This window comes from Roseiflexus sp. (assembly GCF_057785375.1).
This window is the reverse complement of the sequence record NZ_JBYNRX010000097.1, coordinates 181,136-197,208: the sequence shown is the minus strand read 5'-3', so window position 1 is coordinate 197,208 and position 16,073 is coordinate 181,136. Positions and strand designations below refer to the sequence as shown.

The 16,073-nt window shown below is 61.2% G+C and carries 12 protein-coding genes; 11 read left to right on the top strand and 1 reads right to left on the bottom strand.

Features of this window, described 5'->3' with window-relative positions:
- Positions 1 to 257: 257 nt before the first annotated feature.
- The 11 genes from AC3EA7_RS19855 to AC3EA7_RS19805 all read left to right on the top strand — a co-directional run bounded on the left by AC3EA7_RS19855 (position 258) and on the right by AC3EA7_RS19805 (position 15,583).
- The gene (locus AC3EA7_RS19855; RefSeq protein ID WP_488615807.1) at positions 258 to 1,298 is read left to right on the top strand and encodes a galactitol-1-phosphate 5-dehydrogenase; all 1,041 of its coding nucleotides are present in this window, start codon (positions 258 to 260) and stop codon (positions 1,296 to 1,298) included.
- A gap of 1,235 nt (positions 1,299 to 2,533) precedes the next feature.
- On the top strand, positions 2,534 to 4,717 hold the full coding sequence (locus tag AC3EA7_RS19850) for a heterodisulfide reductase-related iron-sulfur binding cluster (protein WP_488615806.1): 2,184 nt from the start codon (positions 2,534 to 2,536) through the stop codon (positions 4,715 to 4,717).
- A gap of 926 nt (positions 4,718 to 5,643) precedes the next feature.
- A complete protein-coding gene (locus AC3EA7_RS19845; RefSeq protein ID WP_488615805.1) occupies positions 5,644 to 5,916 on the top strand; it encodes a hypothetical protein in 273 nt (90 codons plus the stop codon).
- A complete protein-coding gene (locus AC3EA7_RS19840; protein ID WP_488615804.1) occupies positions 5,916 to 6,845 on the top strand; it encodes a hypothetical protein in 930 nt (309 codons plus the stop codon). The genes AC3EA7_RS19845 and AC3EA7_RS19840 overlap by 1 nt, the downstream gene beginning before the upstream one ends.
- Complete coding sequence (locus AC3EA7_RS19835) at positions 6,806 to 7,132, top strand: hypothetical protein (protein WP_488615803.1); 327 nt, start codon at positions 6,806 to 6,808, stop codon at positions 7,130 to 7,132. Before AC3EA7_RS19840 ends, AC3EA7_RS19835 begins: the two co-directional genes overlap by 40 nt.
- 733 nt (positions 7,133 to 7,865) lie before the next feature.
- Complete coding sequence (locus AC3EA7_RS19830) at positions 7,866 to 8,621, top strand: (Fe-S)-binding protein (protein WP_488615802.1); 756 nt, start codon at positions 7,866 to 7,868, stop codon at positions 8,619 to 8,621.
- Positions 8,618 to 10,030 carry a LutB/LldF family L-lactate oxidation iron-sulfur protein gene (locus AC3EA7_RS19825; protein ID WP_488615801.1) on the top strand — a complete coding sequence of 471 codons (1,413 nt, stop codon included), beginning with the start codon at positions 8,618 to 8,620 and terminating at the stop codon, positions 10,028 to 10,030. Before AC3EA7_RS19830 ends, AC3EA7_RS19825 begins: the two co-directional genes overlap by 4 nt.
- A gap of 3 nt (positions 10,031 to 10,033) precedes the next feature.
- Complete coding sequence (locus AC3EA7_RS19820) at positions 10,034 to 12,469, top strand: DUF3536 domain-containing protein (protein ID WP_488615800.1); 2,436 nt, start codon at positions 10,034 to 10,036, stop codon at positions 12,467 to 12,469.
- 188 nt (positions 12,470 to 12,657) lie between these two features.
- Positions 12,658 to 13,263, top strand: coding sequence for a Uma2 family endonuclease (locus AC3EA7_RS19815; RefSeq protein ID WP_488615799.1), 606 nt, complete (start codon positions 12,658 to 12,660; stop codon positions 13,261 to 13,263).
- Positions 13,264 to 13,372: 109 nt separating this feature from the next.
- Entirely contained in the window at positions 13,373 to 14,113 is a 741-nt protein-coding gene (locus AC3EA7_RS19810; protein WP_488615798.1) for a nitroreductase family deazaflavin-dependent oxidoreductase, read from the top strand.
- Positions 14,114 to 14,275: 162 nt separating this feature from the next.
- Positions 14,276 to 15,583, top strand: a complete 1,308-nt coding sequence (locus tag AC3EA7_RS19805) for an NAD(P)H-dependent oxidoreductase (protein WP_488615797.1) — start codon at positions 14,276 to 14,278, stop codon at positions 15,581 to 15,583.
- 297 nt (positions 15,584 to 15,880) lie between these two features.
- Here AC3EA7_RS19805 and AC3EA7_RS19800 read toward each other — a convergent pair whose 3' ends face one another.
- Positions 15,881 to 16,072 (bottom strand): hypothetical protein, encoded by a 192-nt coding sequence (locus tag AC3EA7_RS19800; RefSeq protein WP_488615796.1) that lies wholly within the window; start codon positions 16,070 to 16,072, stop codon positions 15,881 to 15,883.
- Position 16,073: the final 1 nt, after the last annotated feature.

The window sequence follows — 16,073 nt, the reverse complement described above, 5'->3', positions numbered from 1 at the left end:
GGGTGTTGAACGTGGAGCCGTTGCACTGCAACGGCTCCACCGATGGGGAAACGCCTCCAGGGGGCAAAAAAGGTTGCAGGCGGAAACGAGAACGATTTTGCGGTCTGCTCTCCACATGCCCAACACCCGTCGCTGCGACTTCAAAGGTCTTCGCCAGAGTCAAGCAGCGTGCGGCGTGCAGTGAAGGCCTACGAGGGCGCTTTGCGCTCTCTGTGTCTCTGTGGTTCAAGCAAATGCAAATGGGGTAGATGGAAAGCATGCACAACCACACAATGGACGCGCTGGTCTGGCTGGGACCTCGCAAGATGGAATTGCGGCGCGAACCCGTGCCGATGCCAGGACCAGGTGAAGTGCTGATCGAGGTTGCAGCGGTCGGGATTTGTGGGTCGGAACTGAGCGGATATCTGGGAGAAAACAGCCTGCGCAAGCCGCCGCTGATCATGGGTCACGAAGCGGCAGGGCGCATCGCCTTCGACTGCGACGCGACGCTGAGCGATGGTTCGCCGGCGCGGGCGGGCACGCGGGTGACGTTCAACCCGCTGCTGACGTGCGGTGTGTGTGCTCTCTGCCTGGCAGGGAAAAGCAACCTGTGCCGCAACCGGCAACTGATCAGCGCGCACCGTCCAGGCGCATTCGCCGGGTATGTCGCGGCGCCGGCGCACCTCTGCGTTCCGCTGCCGGATCACGTGTCGCTGACTCTGGGTTCGCTCACCGAACCGCTGGCGTGCGGTGTGCGCGCTGTGGCGCATGCCGGCGCGCCGCAGCGTCTCGTGATCCTGGGCGCCGGACCGATCGGGCTGCTCTGCCTGGTTGCTGCGCGTGCCGTCGGCATCGAACATATTCTGGTCAGTGATGTTTCTGAGCGACGGTTGGCGGTTGCGCGCGCATGGGGCGCAAGTGCAACCGTGAATGCGCGCGACAATGTGCTTGCAGCGGTGCAGGCATTTGCACCAGGCGGCGCCGATGCCGTTATCGACGCCGTAGGGCTGACTATCACCCGTGATCAGGCGGTGCGCGCCGTCATTCCCGGCGGGCGTGTCGTCTTCATTGGATTGCACGAAGAAGAGTCGATGGTTGCCGCCAATTACATTGTACGCCAGGAAATTGCGGTCATCGGCAGTTTCACCTACAGCGACGCCGACTTTGCACGCGCACTCGACTTGTTGGCGGCGGGAAGCGTGTCACTCGATGGCGACTGGCTCGAAGAGCGACCGCTGGCGGCGGGACCGGCGGCGTTCGAGGAATTGATTGCCGGAGCAACGCGCGCGGCGAAGATTGTGCTGCGGGTGGAACAATAACAGCGTGCACCGGTGCGCTGGAGCAATGGAGCAATGCTCCGGCGCACCGGCGCACATTTTTATTTAGAAATGTCTCCCGGCGATGTGTACCATACTTTTGCTGGAATAATGTTAGATATCTGTTAAAAATGGCAAGAGCAGATATAAATGGGTCGATAGTAACCTTGCAATTCATCCTGGAGCGTGCTATACTGAAAAAGCGAGAAATGAACGGATAATGCATCCAATGCACGAAAATGCATTTTCCAGTATATCTCTCGTAGAAGGAGGCTGGCTATGACGCCGATGGTAGTTGGCTTCTTTATTGTTGTGTTTGTCGTTGTTGCCGGGTTCTTCCTATCGATGATCATGTCGGGCAGGCCCGAGTCGCGGTAGGGAAGAAGTACGGCGCCGCCGACGGGCGGTAGCGAGAGGGGGCGGGTGGCGATGCCTGCCCCCTCTGCGTTTTGGGCATCACTGCTCATGAGTCCACTGCAAAAAGGCTTAACCACAAAGGACACGAAGCGCACGAAGGTGAATAAACACGAAGCGCATTTGCTTTGTGTCCCTTTGTGACCTTCGTGGTTTCGCGGTTCCATCTTTTTGCAGTGAAGTCTGCTCATACTAACTTGCGGTCAGTCAGACAAGATATTCGAGCGCCCGGTTCACAAGGCGTAACGAGCCACAGCGTGCGTTGGCGGTTGTGGACGCATGCCTGCGCCCTGGCATCAGCAGCCCCAAGTGAGCTTGCACGTGCGGTGAGCGCCGTCGAACCGCGTGCGGTGAGCGCCGTCGAACCGCGTCCTCGGCGAGGGCTTTCGCCCGCAGCGTCCCGGCAGTAGTGTACGAATGACTGCGCGTGAGTATCAGCGCATTCATTGTGAGACGTGTGCGTTCCGGCGGGTAGTCGCTTGAGCGATAGCGTATCGAGAACGTTGCCTGCACTGGTTACGAACCTTTAACTTCCTGCCATTTCCTCTTCTCTCCACAGCGCGCCACAGCATGCTAGGATTGTGACGGACCGCGCAGCATACCCGTGCAATGTAAAGTGTTTGCACGTGCTCTGTGTATCTTATGCGCTGTTTTGACGCAGTGCGTCGATCGTGATATGCTACAGAAGCATTGACACATCTGCTATCATTTGCACAATGCAGCGCAGTGATGCGCCCCACCTGAGTCGTAACCATCCCTCGCTGTGGCGGACGCCTGGATGAACGCCATCATAGTTCTGGCCCTGAGGCCCTGGGGAGCTCCGTATGACCGAAGCCTTCCGTGAGATTTACTGGAATGTCGGCGAGACGCTCGGTTCACTGACCGTGTACGGTTCTGCGATCATCGTCCTGGCAGTGATGACGTGGGGCATACTGCGCGATGTCAACCGCTGGCGCAAGGGTCGTCCTGATGCGCGGATCAACAACCTCGGCGCGCGCATCATCGAATTCCTGGTTCAGGTCTTTGGTCAAAAGAAAACCCTCAAAGACCGGCGCCCCGGCATAATGCACGCGCTGGTCTTCTTTGGGTTCCTGGCATTGTTCATCGGCACCGACATTATCGCGGTCGAGGAAGACTTTACCGTCCCGCTGATGGGGAAAGATGCCGGGAAAATCCTGGTCGGCGAGTTCTACAAGAACTACGAGTTGATCATGGATTTCATGGGGCTGGTGTTCATTGCCGGCATTCTCTGGATGGCATATCGCCGCTATACGAAGTACCCCGACCGGCTGCACAACCGACGAACCGATCTGTGGGCGCTGGCGGTGCTCGGGTATATCGGTATCAGCGGCTATTTCATCGAAGGGTTGCGCCTGGCGAATCAGACGATCGGCGGCGTTTCGGTTTTCGCGCAGGATTGGGCGCCGCGCGCATTCGTCGGTTATGGTCTGGCGACCGTCTTTCGGGGCATAGGGTTGGGTGACGGCAGCCCGGTTGGGTTGGGGTTGCACCTGTTCTTCTGGTTCAGTCATACGCTGGTCACCTTTGCCTTCATTGCATCGATCCCGTTCTCGAAATTGCAGCACATTTTTTACACGCCGCTGAACACCTTCTTCCGTGATCTTGCGCCGAAAGGGGCGTTGACCCCCATTCCGAATCTGGAGGCGGAGATCGAGAAGGACGAACCGCGCCTTGGCGTTGCGACGCTGGCGGATTTCACCTGGAAGCAGCGGCTCGATTTCGATGCCTGTATGCAGTGTGGGCGCTGTCAGTCGAAATGCCCGGCGTATGCGTCGGGGTCGCAGCTTTCTCCGAAGTTCCTCATCACCAAGATGATGAACCTGCAACGCGGCGAGCCGGTGCTGCTTCACGACGGCAGCCTGGGGCGCGCGCATACCGTGCTGACGACCGACCAGTACAATGAGGCGCCCAAGCCGGTCGCCGAGCGCCAGCCGGTGTATGCCAAGATCGACGGCGACCGCGAGACGCTGCCGTTGATCGAGCACGAGATCTACACCGAAAATGAGATCTGGTCCTGCACGACGTGCCGTGCCTGCATGGAGGAGTGCCCGGCGATGATCGAGCACGTCGATCTGATCGTCGATGTGCGTCGCAATCTGACGATGATCCAGAGCGAGGTGCCGTCGAATGTCAAGCGGGTGCTGGAGGGCATTGAGCGCGCCGGCAACCCCTGGCGCCTGCCCGCACGCGAGCGCACCGCCTGGACCGATGGGCTAGACGTGCCGACGATGGCGGAGAAGGAGAGCGCCGAGGTGCTCTACTGGGTCGGGTGTGCGCCAGCCTACGATGAACGTTCGAAGCGCGTCGCCCGCGCCATGGTGCAACTGCTCGCGCGTGCCGGCGTCGATTTTGCGATCCTTGGCGAAGAGGAGAGTTGCACCGGCGATCCGGCGCGGCGTATGGGCGAGGAGTTGCTGTTCCAGGCGCAGGCGCAGGCGAATATCGAGACGATGCACCAGTACAAGTTCAAGAGGATCGTCACGACATGTGCGCACTGCTTCAACACGCTCAAGAATGAGTATCCGCAGTTTGGCGGGCGCGCCGGCATCGATTATGAGGTCATCCATCACACCGACCTGCTGGCGCAACTGGTGCGTGAAGGCAAACTCACCCCGAAGCGGTCAATCAATCAGAAGGTGGTCTACCACGACCCGTGCTACATCGGGCGCTACAACGACATTTACGACTCGCCGCGCAATGTGCTGCGCGCCATCCCTGGCGTGCAACTCGTCGAAGCGCCCGACTGGAACCGCGAACGCGCAATGTGCTGCGGCGGCGGCGGCGGCAATGTCTGGATGGAAGGGTGGGGGAAACGTGGCGTGAATGCCATCCGCCTGGAGCAGTTGATGCAGGAAAAGCCAGAAACACTGGCGCTCGCCTGCCCCTTCTGCATGGTCATGTTCGAGGATGCTGCAAAGAACGCCGGTGTTGATGAGCAACTGGCGCGCAAGGATATGGCGGAACTGCTGCTCGAGTCGCTGGAGTAGAGGCTAGAGGTTAAGGGTTAGGGGTTAGGAGAACCCAGAACCAGGACCCATGATCAGGTAGGACGTAAGGGCAGGTCCCTGTGCCTGCCCGCCCTGCCTCCGCCCCGCGTCGATCCGCGCCACGTAGGGGCAGGTCCCTGTGTCTGCCCTGCAGCGGGCGCCCACAGGGGGGCGCCCCTACAGTGGCGACCTCACGAGCGCGCCAATGCCGAACGCCTCCGCCGGTGTAAGGGCAGGTCCCCGCGCCTGCCGGCCCCACGTCGATCCGCGCCGGTGTAGGGGCAGACCCCCGTGCCCGCCCCACGTCGATCCGCGCCGTTGTGGGGCAGACCCCCGTGCCTGCCCCACAGCGGGCGCCCACAGGAGGGCGCTCACAAGTGTAGAGTTTTCAGTCGCGCCCTCGTGTTGTATTGCTCGTTTCAGGCATCAGGATGAGCAAACTCCCCCTTCTCCCCTTGTGGGAGAAGGGGCAGGGGGATGAGGGGAAAAAGGCGTCAGGATGCAACAAACACCCCTCGCACTCGAAAAACTCTACCCTTGAAAGGTCGCCCCTACGGTGGCGATCTCACGGGCGCGTCTGTGCCGAACGCCCCTGCCAGCGTCCAGGCAGAACCCTATGCCTGCTCGCCCTGCGTCCGTCCCACCTCGATCCCCGCCAGTGTAGGGACAGGTCCCCGCGCCTGCCCCGCAACGGGCGCCCACAGGGGGGCGCTCCTACAGCCTGCCCGCCCTGCTTCCGCCCTGCGTCGATCCGCGCCACGCAGGGACAGGTCCCCGCGCCTGCCCCACATCAGTTGCCCCCTCTAGAGGGTGTCCCAGAAGGTTGATACAAAGGAGCGAAGATGCAATGGGGGCATCGTTTTAAGGAGTGAGGCTTTGCGTCTGCGCATCTTTACATTAACCTTTTTGGGAGGCCATTGAGAACGATGAAGACCCTCGAAAGCAACTATCTGCTGCATAACGAGCGGACGTCAGAATCCACGCCTGCGTTCCCGGTCTATCGCGGCGAGTTGCCCGCCCGCCTCAACCCGCTGAACCCGCGCCACTACCTGCTGCTGGCGTACTGGATCTTCTGTCGGCCTACAGCGCTGAAGTATTACCTCTACCGGGCTGCGCCGGAGGTCTATCGCAATCCCCGCAGCAGTTGGAGCAATCTCTGGGTGATACTGCGCATTCCTGCTACCACTTCCCAGTGCTGATGGCGCCGGTTCTGAGCGCAATGCTGACGGTCATTGTCACGCTTCTCGTCGGTTGGATGCCGGGTGCGCCGGTTGACTGGCTCAGATTCGCGTTTGGTGCGGCGTTATTCGCTGCACTCATAAGCGCGGTGTTTGGCGTGGCGAGTTGTGTGGCGTTTGGTGCGGCGGCCAGCGTGGCGCACGCTGTGGTGGCTGGTGTGGCGAGTGGCGTGGCAAGCGGCGAAGTGCGCTTTCTGCTGTTCGGTGTGACGAGCCTCGGGGCTATCGATGCGGTCCGCCACCTGGACGCAGCAGTCTACGCAGCAGGCATTGTGGCGTTCGGCGCCGGGGCGCTCCGGCTGCCGTTCTATCTCGTCTATCTGCTGCTGGCGCTCTTCAGTCGCGCAGAACGGCGCCACCCGCTCTCCTGGGACGAACTGCACGTGCTGCCGCCGCCAGGGGCGGAGACGTTCCTCTTGCAGCAACTTCAGCGCAATGAACAGGAGGGATTGGACCTTCTCGCCGATGTGACCCGCAATCCCTTCCAGCGCCGTGTGGTGCGGTCCGTGCTGCAGCGCTATCTCCACGACCATCCGCAGCCGCTGCACTTCCTCTTCCGGCTGCTGAACACCCCGTCGCTTCATACGTTTGTGGACGTACCGCTCCAGAAAGGCGACTGGGAGAATGTTCGTTCAGTGCGCCAAGCGCTGCTGGCAGAACTGGGCAAACCGTCGCCGGATAACCCGCAAACGCCGTTGATTCGCTTCGCCGGGTTGCTCTTCTGGTTGCTGGAGCAACGTGAAGCGATCGAGAATGACGCCGCTCCTTTCGATCTCGCCAATGGCGCGAGGTCTACCTGGGCGTGCAGGACTATCCCGGCGGCGCGGAGATTGTCCACGTCTTCACCTGGATGGAGCGCTTTCTGGCATATCACAGAATTGTCGGCCTGACAGAAGCCAATGCGTCCGCGGCGCTCCCGCCGGTTGCGGAACGGATCCGTCCGGCGGTCGGAGTGGCGCTGGCGTGGCTCGATGCGGTCGGGCGGGAAATCGCCGTTTCTATGACGACAACTAACTACGCAGACCAGCGGGCTATGCTGTTGCGGGCTGCCGATGCGCTCACGGAGTTGGACCGGTATGTGACGGACGACGTCCCGCCGCCGGAGCGGTATCTGTTGCGGCGCATTATCCGCCAGTGGCAGGCGTTGATCATCGCCGGGAACGACGACCTGAGGTAAGATCAACCTGCGGATTGTTGTCAAGCCCTGTATTCGGAACAGCCTTGCTAAGAGGCACGGTTTCGTCGGGCTCGAAGGCGGCTGCGGCGCCTGGGGGAATTCCGGTCGTCAGAGATGACACACGCGCCCCTGGTTGTCAAGAGACGGTCGCACAACGCCATCGAACCCACCCAAGATGGTAGGGGCAGGTCCCCGTGCCTGCCCTCCAGCGGGCGCCACCGACCGCAGGCACTAACGCGGAGGGGCAACCACAGGGGGTTACCCCTCCTATGGGCGCCCGCGAGAGGCGCCCCTCCGCCAGGCGCCCACGAGAGGCGCCCCTCCGGTGAATGTCCCCGCCGGTGTAGGGGCAGGTCCCTGTGCCTGCCCTCCAGCGGGCGCCACCGACCGCAGGCACTAACGCGGGGGGGCAACCACAGGGGGTTACCCCTCCTATGGGCGCCCGCGAGAGGCGCCCCTCCTGATTCTCCAACCAAAAACGGCCGCTTGCCAGCGACCGTGAAAGAGGGGATGTGGCGGCGGCAGTGTCTTGTGCTGTTGCATCTGTTTGTTCTGTTCGTCGTGGTTAGCCGCCGCGATATCTATTTCACTAGAGTAGACGCACTGCACCCCGAAAAGGATGCCATCAAAAGATAAGAGATGTATTAGAAACCGCACTGCACGCAACCACGGGTGACTTTTGCTATAATGCGAATGGAATACGCATCGTCTCAGTAGAGAGAAGAGGTCCTCGATGACCGCGCAACCGCATCGGCGCGCTGTGCTCTTCGTTACGTGCATTGTTGATCAGATCTATCCCGATATCGGGTTTGCCGCAGCAGAACTACTCGAACGCCAGGGGGTCGAAGTGGTCGTTCCGCGTGGACTGACGTGTTGCGGTCAGATGGCGTTCAATGCCGGGTTCCGCGACGACGCCTATGCTGTTGCGGGACGCACCATCGAGATTCTACGCAACCAGGGGGACGTAGTGCTTCCTTCCGGTTCGTGTGGCGCCACGATCCGTCATCTGTACCACGAACTGTTTCACGGCACACGCCACGAAGCCGCTGCGAAAGAACTGGCGCAGCGCACCTATGAACTGAGCGAATACCTGGTCGATGTGCTTGGCGTCACCGACGTTGGCGCGAGATACGATGGGGTGATCGCGGTGCATGACGCCTGTCATGGGATGCGATATATGGGATTGGGACGGCAGGCGCGCATCCTGCTCGAACACGTCGCCGGCGCGCGCATCGTTGCGCTGCCAGGCAGCGACGAGTGCTGCGGCTTCGGCGGTCTGTTTGCAATCAAGCAGCATCAGATTTCTGAAGCAATGTTGCAGCGCAAACTGACGCATATCGCAGAATGCGGCTGCGACCTGGTCGTCACTGGCGACGCCAGTTGTATGACGCAGATCGCCGGCGGTCTCAGCCGATCGAAATCACGGGTGCGAGCATGCCATCTCGCCGAGGTGCTGGCGAACAGGGTTAGGAAAGGATTGCGGGTATGACAACAGAGACCATTGCGTTTTTTGATCGGGTAGATGAGGCGTTGCACGATTCGATGCTGCAAACGGCGCTCGAGCGGGCAACGACGCGCTTTCTCGGCAATCGCGCGAAGGCGGTCGCCGATGTCGATAATTTCGAGGCGCTGCGCAATCAGGCGCGCGCCATTCGCGCCGGGGCGCTGGCGCACCTCGATGAACTGCTGGCGCGCCTCGCCGATAATGTCGAACGCCATGGCGGGCACGTCTGCTGGGCGGAAGATGGCGCAGCGGCGCGCCAGTATATCCTCGACCTGGCGCAGCAGCGCGGCGTGCGCACCATCGTCAAATCGAAGTCGATGGCATCAGAGGAGATCCATCTGAACGAAGCGCTCGAACATGCCGGGCTGGACGTCATCGAAACCGATCTCGGCGAGTATATCATTCAACTCGCGGGTGAAACGCCGTCGCACATTATTGCGCCTGCTATTCACAAGACCCGCGAGCAGGTGCGCGACCTGTTCGTCCGGCATCTGGGTATGGAACCGACCGACGATATTCCAACAATGACGCGCACGGCGCGCACGGTGCTGCGGCAGCGCTTCCTCCAGGCGGATATGGGGATTAGCGGGGTGAATTTCGGCGTGGCGAACGAGGGTGCAATTGTGGTTGTCGAGAATGAAGGCAATGCCCGCCTGACAACCACTGCGCCGCGCATCCACGTTGCGATCATGGGCATCGAGCGCATCTGCGAGAGCCTCGATGACCTGGGCGTGCTGTTGCAGGTGCTGGCGCGCTCGGCGACGGGGCAGCGCCTCTCGGTCTATACCTCGATCATCAGTGGACCTCGCCGCCCTCACGAACCGGATGGACCGGAGGAGTTCCACCTGGTGCTGCTCGACAATCGCCGCTCGGAGATCATCGGCGGGAAGTATGTCGAGGCGCTGATGTGCATTCGCTGTGGCGCCTGCCTGAATGCCTGCCCGGTCTATCAGTCGATTGGCGGGCATGCCTACGGCGGGGTCTACTCGGGTCCAATTGGCGCCATTCTGACGCCGCTGCTCCAGCCGGACCTCCCCGATGCGCACAAACTGCCGCATGCCTCGAGCCTGTGCGGCGCGTGTGAGTGGGCATGCCCTGTCAAGATCGCCATCCCCGATTTGCTGCTGCGGCTGCGCGCCAATGCCGTGAAAAATGGGAAGTATGAAGTGTACGAACCGCCAGCAATGTTCGGCTGGCGCCAGGCAATGACCAACCCGGCGCTCTACCGGCTGGGCGGCAAGATGGCGTCGTTTGGCACGCATCTGCTGGCGCGGAACGGGCGCGTGGGCTGGTTGCCGCCGCCGCTCGACGGATGGACGAAACAGCGCGATTTTCCGCCGTTCGCGCCGAAGACATTCACCGAACTGTGGGAAGAGCGAAAAAAACAGGGGTGAGGTTTGGAACGTTACATTTGTATTCACGGTCATTTTTATCAACCACCGCGAGAAAATCCGTGGCTTGAAACAATTGCACCGCAGCACTCCGCCCATCCCTATCACGACTGGAATGAGCGCATCGTCGCCGAATGCTACACGCCCAACACAGCGTCGCGCATTCTGGACGGCGATGGTCGCATTGTCCACATCGTCAATAATTACGCGCGCATCAGTTTCAATTTTGGTCCGACGCTGCTGGCCTGGCTCGAAAAGCATGTTCCCACGACGTACCATGCCATTATCGAAGCCGACCGGCAGAGTCGCACGCTCTTTTCGGGGCACGGGTCGGCGATTGCCCAGGCGTACAACCATATGATCCTGCCGCTCGCCAACAAACGCGACAAGCGCACGCAGGTCATTTGGGGCATCCGCGATTTCGAGCGACGCTTCGGGCGCATGCCGGAAGGGATGTGGCTGCCGGAGACCGCCGTCGATACTGAGACTCTGGAGGTGCTCGCGGAGTGTGGCATTCACTTTACCATCCTGTCGCCCTATCAGGTGCGCGCTGTGCGGAAGATCGGCGCGACGACATGGCAGGATGTCAGCGGCGGGAAGATTGACCCGACGATGCCCTATCTGCAACGACTGCCGTCAGGACGCTCGATTGCCATCTTCTTCTACGACGGTCCGATCTCGCGCGCGGTCGCATTCGAGGGTCTGCTCTACAATGGCGGCAACTTCGCCCATCGTCTGCTGAGCGGGTTCAATGGGCGTCCGGGAGCGCAACTGGTGCACATTGCCACCGACGGCGAGACCTACGGGCATCACCATCCACGCGGCGATATGGCGCTCGCCTATGCGCTCTATTATCTCGAACGGGAGCGATTGGCGCGTCTGACGAACTACTCCGAGTTTCTTACTATTCATCCGCCAATGCACGAGGTGCAGATTGCCGAACGCACCTCGTGGAGTTGCTTCCATGGCATCGAGCGCTGGCGCAGCGATTGCGGGTGCAGCAATGGCGGGCGCGAGGGATGGAAGCAAACATGGCGCGCGCCCCTACGCGCCGCGCTCGACTGGCTGCGCGACACGCTGGCGGCGCGTTTTGAGGCTGCTGCCGAGCGTCTGCTGCTCGATCCGTGGGCTGCGCGCGACGACTACATTCGGGTGGTGCTCGACCGCTCGCCTGAGTCGATCAATACCTTCCTCGCTGAACATGCGACGCGCGAGTTGAATGCCGAAGAGCAGGTCGAAGTGTTGCACCTGCTCGAAATCCAGCGCCAGGCGATGCTGATGTACACCAGTTGCGGCTGGTTCTTCGCCGAGATTTCGGGGCTTGAAACCGTTCAGGTGTTGCAATATGCGGCGCGCGCCATTCAACTGGCGCGCACGCTCGACGGCGACGATCTGGAGCCGGAATTTCTGCGACGGCTGGCGGAAGCGCCAAGCAATCTGCCACAGTTCGTTAATGGTCGCGGCGTCTATGAGCAACTGGTACTGCCGCACGTCGTCGATCTGCGTCAGGTTGCGGCGCACTACGCCGCCACATCGCTCTTCAACGCACAGAGCGAACCAGGGAAAGTGTACTGCTACACCGTCGAGCAACGCCGGCACCGGGTGATGGAAGCCGGTCACGCAAAACTGGCGTTGGGAGTGGCGCGGGTGACCTCGACCATTACGCTCGAGTCGGCGGAACTGCGGTATGGCGTCTTACATCTTGGCGACCAGAACCTGATCGGCGGAGTGCGAACCGAGGATGGCGCAGCGAGTTATGCCGATCTGCTCCACACGATCTCGCCCGCTTTCGAGCGCGCCGATCTAGCGGGAGTGGTTCAGGCGTTGACCAATCATTTCGGGCGGCTCGATTATTCGCTCAAGTCGGTCTTCTACGATGAGCAGCGCGCGATTGTGCAGGCGATCCTGACGCCGGCGCTCGAAGAGACTGCTGCTGCCTACCAGCGTCTCTACGACCGGCACACGCCGCTCATTTCGTTCCTGACCAACCAGGGTATTCCGTTGCCGCCGGAAGTTGCCAGGGCTGCGGAGTATGCCATGAGCATGGCGGTCTATCGCGCGCTGACGGCGGAACCGCCGGACTTCGACCGGGCGCGGTCGTTGATCGACGCTGCGCGCCGGGCGGGGGTCTCGCTGGCGCGCGAGCCGTTGATCGGTGAACTGCGCCGCGCCATCGAACAGACGACTGCGCGACTCCTGACCGATCCCGAATCCTCGGCGCTGCTCGACCGACTGTTGAGCCTGGCGCGGCTGGTGCGCGCGTTACCGTTCGAGATTGATCTCTGGCGCGCCCAGAACGACCTCTTCGCCATTCGCGCAACCCACCACTCGGCGCTGGCAGCGCGCGCGGTCACCGGCGATCAGCGGGCGCGCCTCTGGACGGAACGCTTCGCAACCGCTGCGACGCTCCTCGGTGTCAGTATGAGCGGGCATGGCAGGTGAGAGGGCGATAGAGCGATTGACCACTGCGGACACAGAGGGCACAGAGGCTTCACACCAGAGTTCACGCCCTACACATCGTGGCTGCGCTGGAACCACCCATCGCAGCCATAGATTGTCGCACGTTCACTCCGCCAAGCGAATACGGGCATGCTACAATGCCAGCAGACATTCGTGAAAGGCAGGCGCCTATGACCGTATCAGACCTCCTCGATACCCTCCCCATCGTCACCGTCGTCACGCCGATGAGCGGACCGCCGCAGGGACGCTGGACCTACGACGATTATGCGGCGCTGCCGGAAGACGGGAACCGCTACGAGATCATTGCGGGAGTGCTTTACATGACGCCAGCGCCAGAAACCGGACATCAGAGCGTCAGTGTGCGAATGGTCACGTTTCTTGTCACCCATATCCAGTTCGCGGGTTTGGGGCGCGTCTTTGCAGCGCCAACTGACGTCGAACTGGCGCCCGATACCGTGGTGCAGCCGGATATTGTCGTTGTTCTGACCGCCAACCTCGGCATCATCACCCGCAGCCGCATTGTTGGCGCCCCCGACCTGGCGGTGGAAATTCTGTTCCCCGGCACAGCAGGGTATGACCGGCGCGAGAAACAGGATGCCTATGCGCGCGCCGGCGTGCGTGAGTACTGGGTGGTCGATCCGGCAGCCCAAACGGTCGAGGTTCTCGTTCTGGAGCAGGGGTCCTATCGTTCCCGTGGCGTCTTTCGCGGTCAGGCGCGGCTGCCGTCGCAGGCGGCGCCGCTGCCGGTTCCGGTCGAGCGCTTCTTTCACGAGTGAAGCAGATCAATCCCGGCGGAGCGAGCGTTGCCGCTGCTTTTCCTGTCGGCGGATTCGATTGTTCTGGTGGAATGGGCAATCTTCGCTCAGCCGAAAACGAGGCGTTCCCATGCCTGAAAAAGCGTGGGTCGAGACCATCCCCTACCCCAAAGGTCTCCTGAAACTCCTGTTCAAAACGCCCATCCTGCTCTATCGGCTCGGATTGGGCGTTTTGGTTGGGCGTCTGTTCATGGTGCTGACCACCGTCGGACGCAAGAGCGGACAGCCGCGCCGCACGGCGATTGAATTTCACGAGTTCGAGGGCAAGCCTACCGTGATGAGCGGCTGGGGCGAACGAACGGACTGGTATCGCAACCTGCAAGCCAACCCGCTCGCTACCGTGCAGACCTGGCGCGGGGCGCAGTCCGTCCGCGCGCGACGCATCGACTCGGAGGAAGAGCAGACGCTCCTGCTCATCCTGTTCGGCCAGCTTGTGTTAGACGTCAATTATTTCCGCGAGCCGTTGGGCGTGCTGCTGGTCGCCGCGGCGTTCAGCCTGTGGATCGCCAGCATGGGGCTGTTCATCGGCATGTTGGCCCACGGGGAAGAGCAGGTCATTCTCTTTTGTCTGATTGCCATGTTCCTGTTCACCTCATTGGGCGGCGCGTGGTTTCCGTTGGAAGTGACCGGCAAGACGTTCTATGCGATTGGGCATCTCACCCCCGGCGCGTGGGCTATGGACGGCTTGCAGAACATCGTGGTGCGTGGATTGGGGATGGCGTCGGTCTGGCAGCCTGCCGGCATTTTGCTGGCTTACGCGTTGGGCTTTTTTGCTCTGGCTGTGTGGCGCTTTCGGGCAAGGGAGGTATGACAGAGATGGCGGACGCTCAAGACCGATGGCTGGCTGAAAACACTCGCGTGATGACCGGTTTCAGCGTCGTTGCCGCCTGCCCTGCACTTTCCTCTTGACAAATAGAAATAAACAGTGTATATTTACACTGTTTATTTCTTTCTGAAACAGATCGAGCGCCGAATGAAAATCACAATTTTAGACGGTTCTGCCGCCGATGACGCTCTCGGTCAGCGCATCCACGCTGAACTGCTGCGCCAACTGAACGCACAAAACCACGCCGTCGAGACCTTCACCATGCGTGAGCGCAAAATCGGCAACTGCGCCGGGGATTTCTTCTGCTGGGTGCGTCGTCCCGGCATATGCAACACCGATGACGACAACCGCGCCATCGCCGCCGCCATCATCCGCGCCGACTTGCTCATCTACCTCAGTCCTATCACCTTTGGCGGCTACAGCGCCGCGCTCAAAAAAGCCGTTGACCATCAGATTCAAAACATCGCGCCTTTCTTCACCACCCTCAACGGCGAAACCCATCACGCTCGCCGCTATGAGCGCTACCCCGACTTCCTCGCCATCGGCTGGCAGCCCGCCCCCAACCTCGTTGCCGGGAACATCTTCCGTCACCTGGTCTGGCGCAACAGTCTGAACTTTTACGCTCAGGCCTGGCATTGTGAGATTGTGACGGGCGACCAGCAGGAAGCAATGCTCGCCGCTCAAATCGAATCCGCGCTCGCGGCGATTGCCCGCCGCCTGCCGGAACCGCAGCCTGTTTTGCCGTCCTGGAGCGTTTCCCCTGTCTCGACTAATCCGCCGCGCCGCGCCCTCTTGCTGGTGGGCAGTCCGCGCGGACGCAACAGCACCTCCCATTCTATCGGCGCATACCTGCTGGAGCGTCTCGCCGCGCGCGGCATCGAAACCGAAACCGTTCTCATCTACCCTGTGCTGAACAACCCGAAAAAGATGGAAACCCTGCTGAATCAGGCGGACTCCGCCGATCTGACGCTGTTGGCGTTCCCGCTGTATGTGGATACCCTGCCTGCGCCGGTCATCCTGTTGCTGGAGCGTCTCGCCGCCCATCGTGCTGCGCGCCCGAACCAGGGCGGGAGTTTTGCCGCCCTTGCCAACTGCGGTTTCCCGGAGTGGCATCACAGCGCCAACGCCCTTGCCATCTGCGCCGAATTTGCGGCCAACACGGGTTATCACTGGCTCGGCAATCTGGCACTGGGTGCGGGCGAAGGTTTGGTGCATGGCGCGCCGCTCAACGAAGCAGGAGGGCGGGTCATCCCGCTCAAGAAAGCGCTCGAACTGGCCGCCGAGTCGCTGGCGCAGGGACAGCCCATCCCTGCCGAGGCGCAAAAATTCATCGAAAAGCCCTTCATTCCGGTCTGGCTGTATCGTTTGCTCGGCGGAGTGGGCTGGAGGCAGCAAGCCAAACGCTGGGGTGCGCGGAACGATCTTCAGCGCAAGCCTTATCAAAAGGTTTCTTGAAACTCCTGTTCCAAACGCCCATCCTGCTCTATCGGCGTTGGGGTGCTGGCCACCATCGGATGCAAGAGCGGACAGCCGCGCCACATGACGATTGAATTTCACGAGTTCGAGGGTCAGCCGGCTGTAGAGGAGATCAGTTACGTCCCTGTCACTGTCTGGGGCATTGCTCTATTGCGAACTTATAGAGCAATCAACCAGAACCCGGAAGCAGCTGACGTTGACTGAGCCTGTCGAAGCCAACGTCAGCCGCTCGACGGTCACCATGCACAAGTATTGTGCAACATCTGGTTGATCGCTCTATGAGGCAACGAGGTAGCGCAGTTGGGCGTCGGTCCCGCATCCCGCGCCCCAAACCGCTGTGAATGTGGCTGCCGTCCCGCGCCGGATACAGTTGACCACATACGCCAGAAAGCCGCCGCCCTCCGCGCCGAACCGGACGGCGTGGCGGCGGCGGTGCGGTTGATTGAACAAAGCAATCGGAGAAGACAAG

Bases quoted from the DNA above. Each gene is read 5' to 3' on its own strand.
- AC3EA7_RS19855 (WP_488615807.1), top strand. From the start codon at position 258: ATGCACAACCACACAATGGACGCGCTGGTCTGGCTGGGACCTCGCAAG.
- AC3EA7_RS19850 (WP_488615806.1), top strand. From the start codon at position 2,534: ATGACCGAAGCCTTCCGTGAGATTTACTGGAATGTCGGCGAGACGCTC.
- AC3EA7_RS19845 (WP_488615805.1), top strand. From the start codon at position 5,644: ATGAAGACCCTCGAAAGCAACTATCTGCTGCATAACGAGCGGACGTCA.
- AC3EA7_RS19840 (WP_488615804.1), top strand. From the start codon at position 5,916: ATGGCGCCGGTTCTGAGCGCAATGCTGACGGTCATTGTCACGCTTCTC.
- AC3EA7_RS19835 (WP_488615803.1), top strand. From the start codon at position 6,806: ATGGAGCGCTTTCTGGCATATCACAGAATTGTCGGCCTGACAGAAGCC.
- AC3EA7_RS19830 (WP_488615802.1), top strand. From the start codon at position 7,866: ATGACCGCGCAACCGCATCGGCGCGCTGTGCTCTTCGTTACGTGCATT.
- AC3EA7_RS19825 (WP_488615801.1), top strand. From the start codon at position 8,618: ATGACAACAGAGACCATTGCGTTTTTTGATCGGGTAGATGAGGCGTTG.
- AC3EA7_RS19815 (WP_488615799.1), top strand. From the start codon at position 12,658: ATGACCGTATCAGACCTCCTCGATACCCTCCCCATCGTCACCGTCGTC.
- AC3EA7_RS19810 (WP_488615798.1), top strand. From the start codon at position 13,373: ATGCCTGAAAAAGCGTGGGTCGAGACCATCCCCTACCCCAAAGGTCTC.
- AC3EA7_RS19805 (WP_488615797.1), top strand. From the start codon at position 14,276: ATGAAAATCACAATTTTAGACGGTTCTGCCGCCGATGACGCTCTCGGT.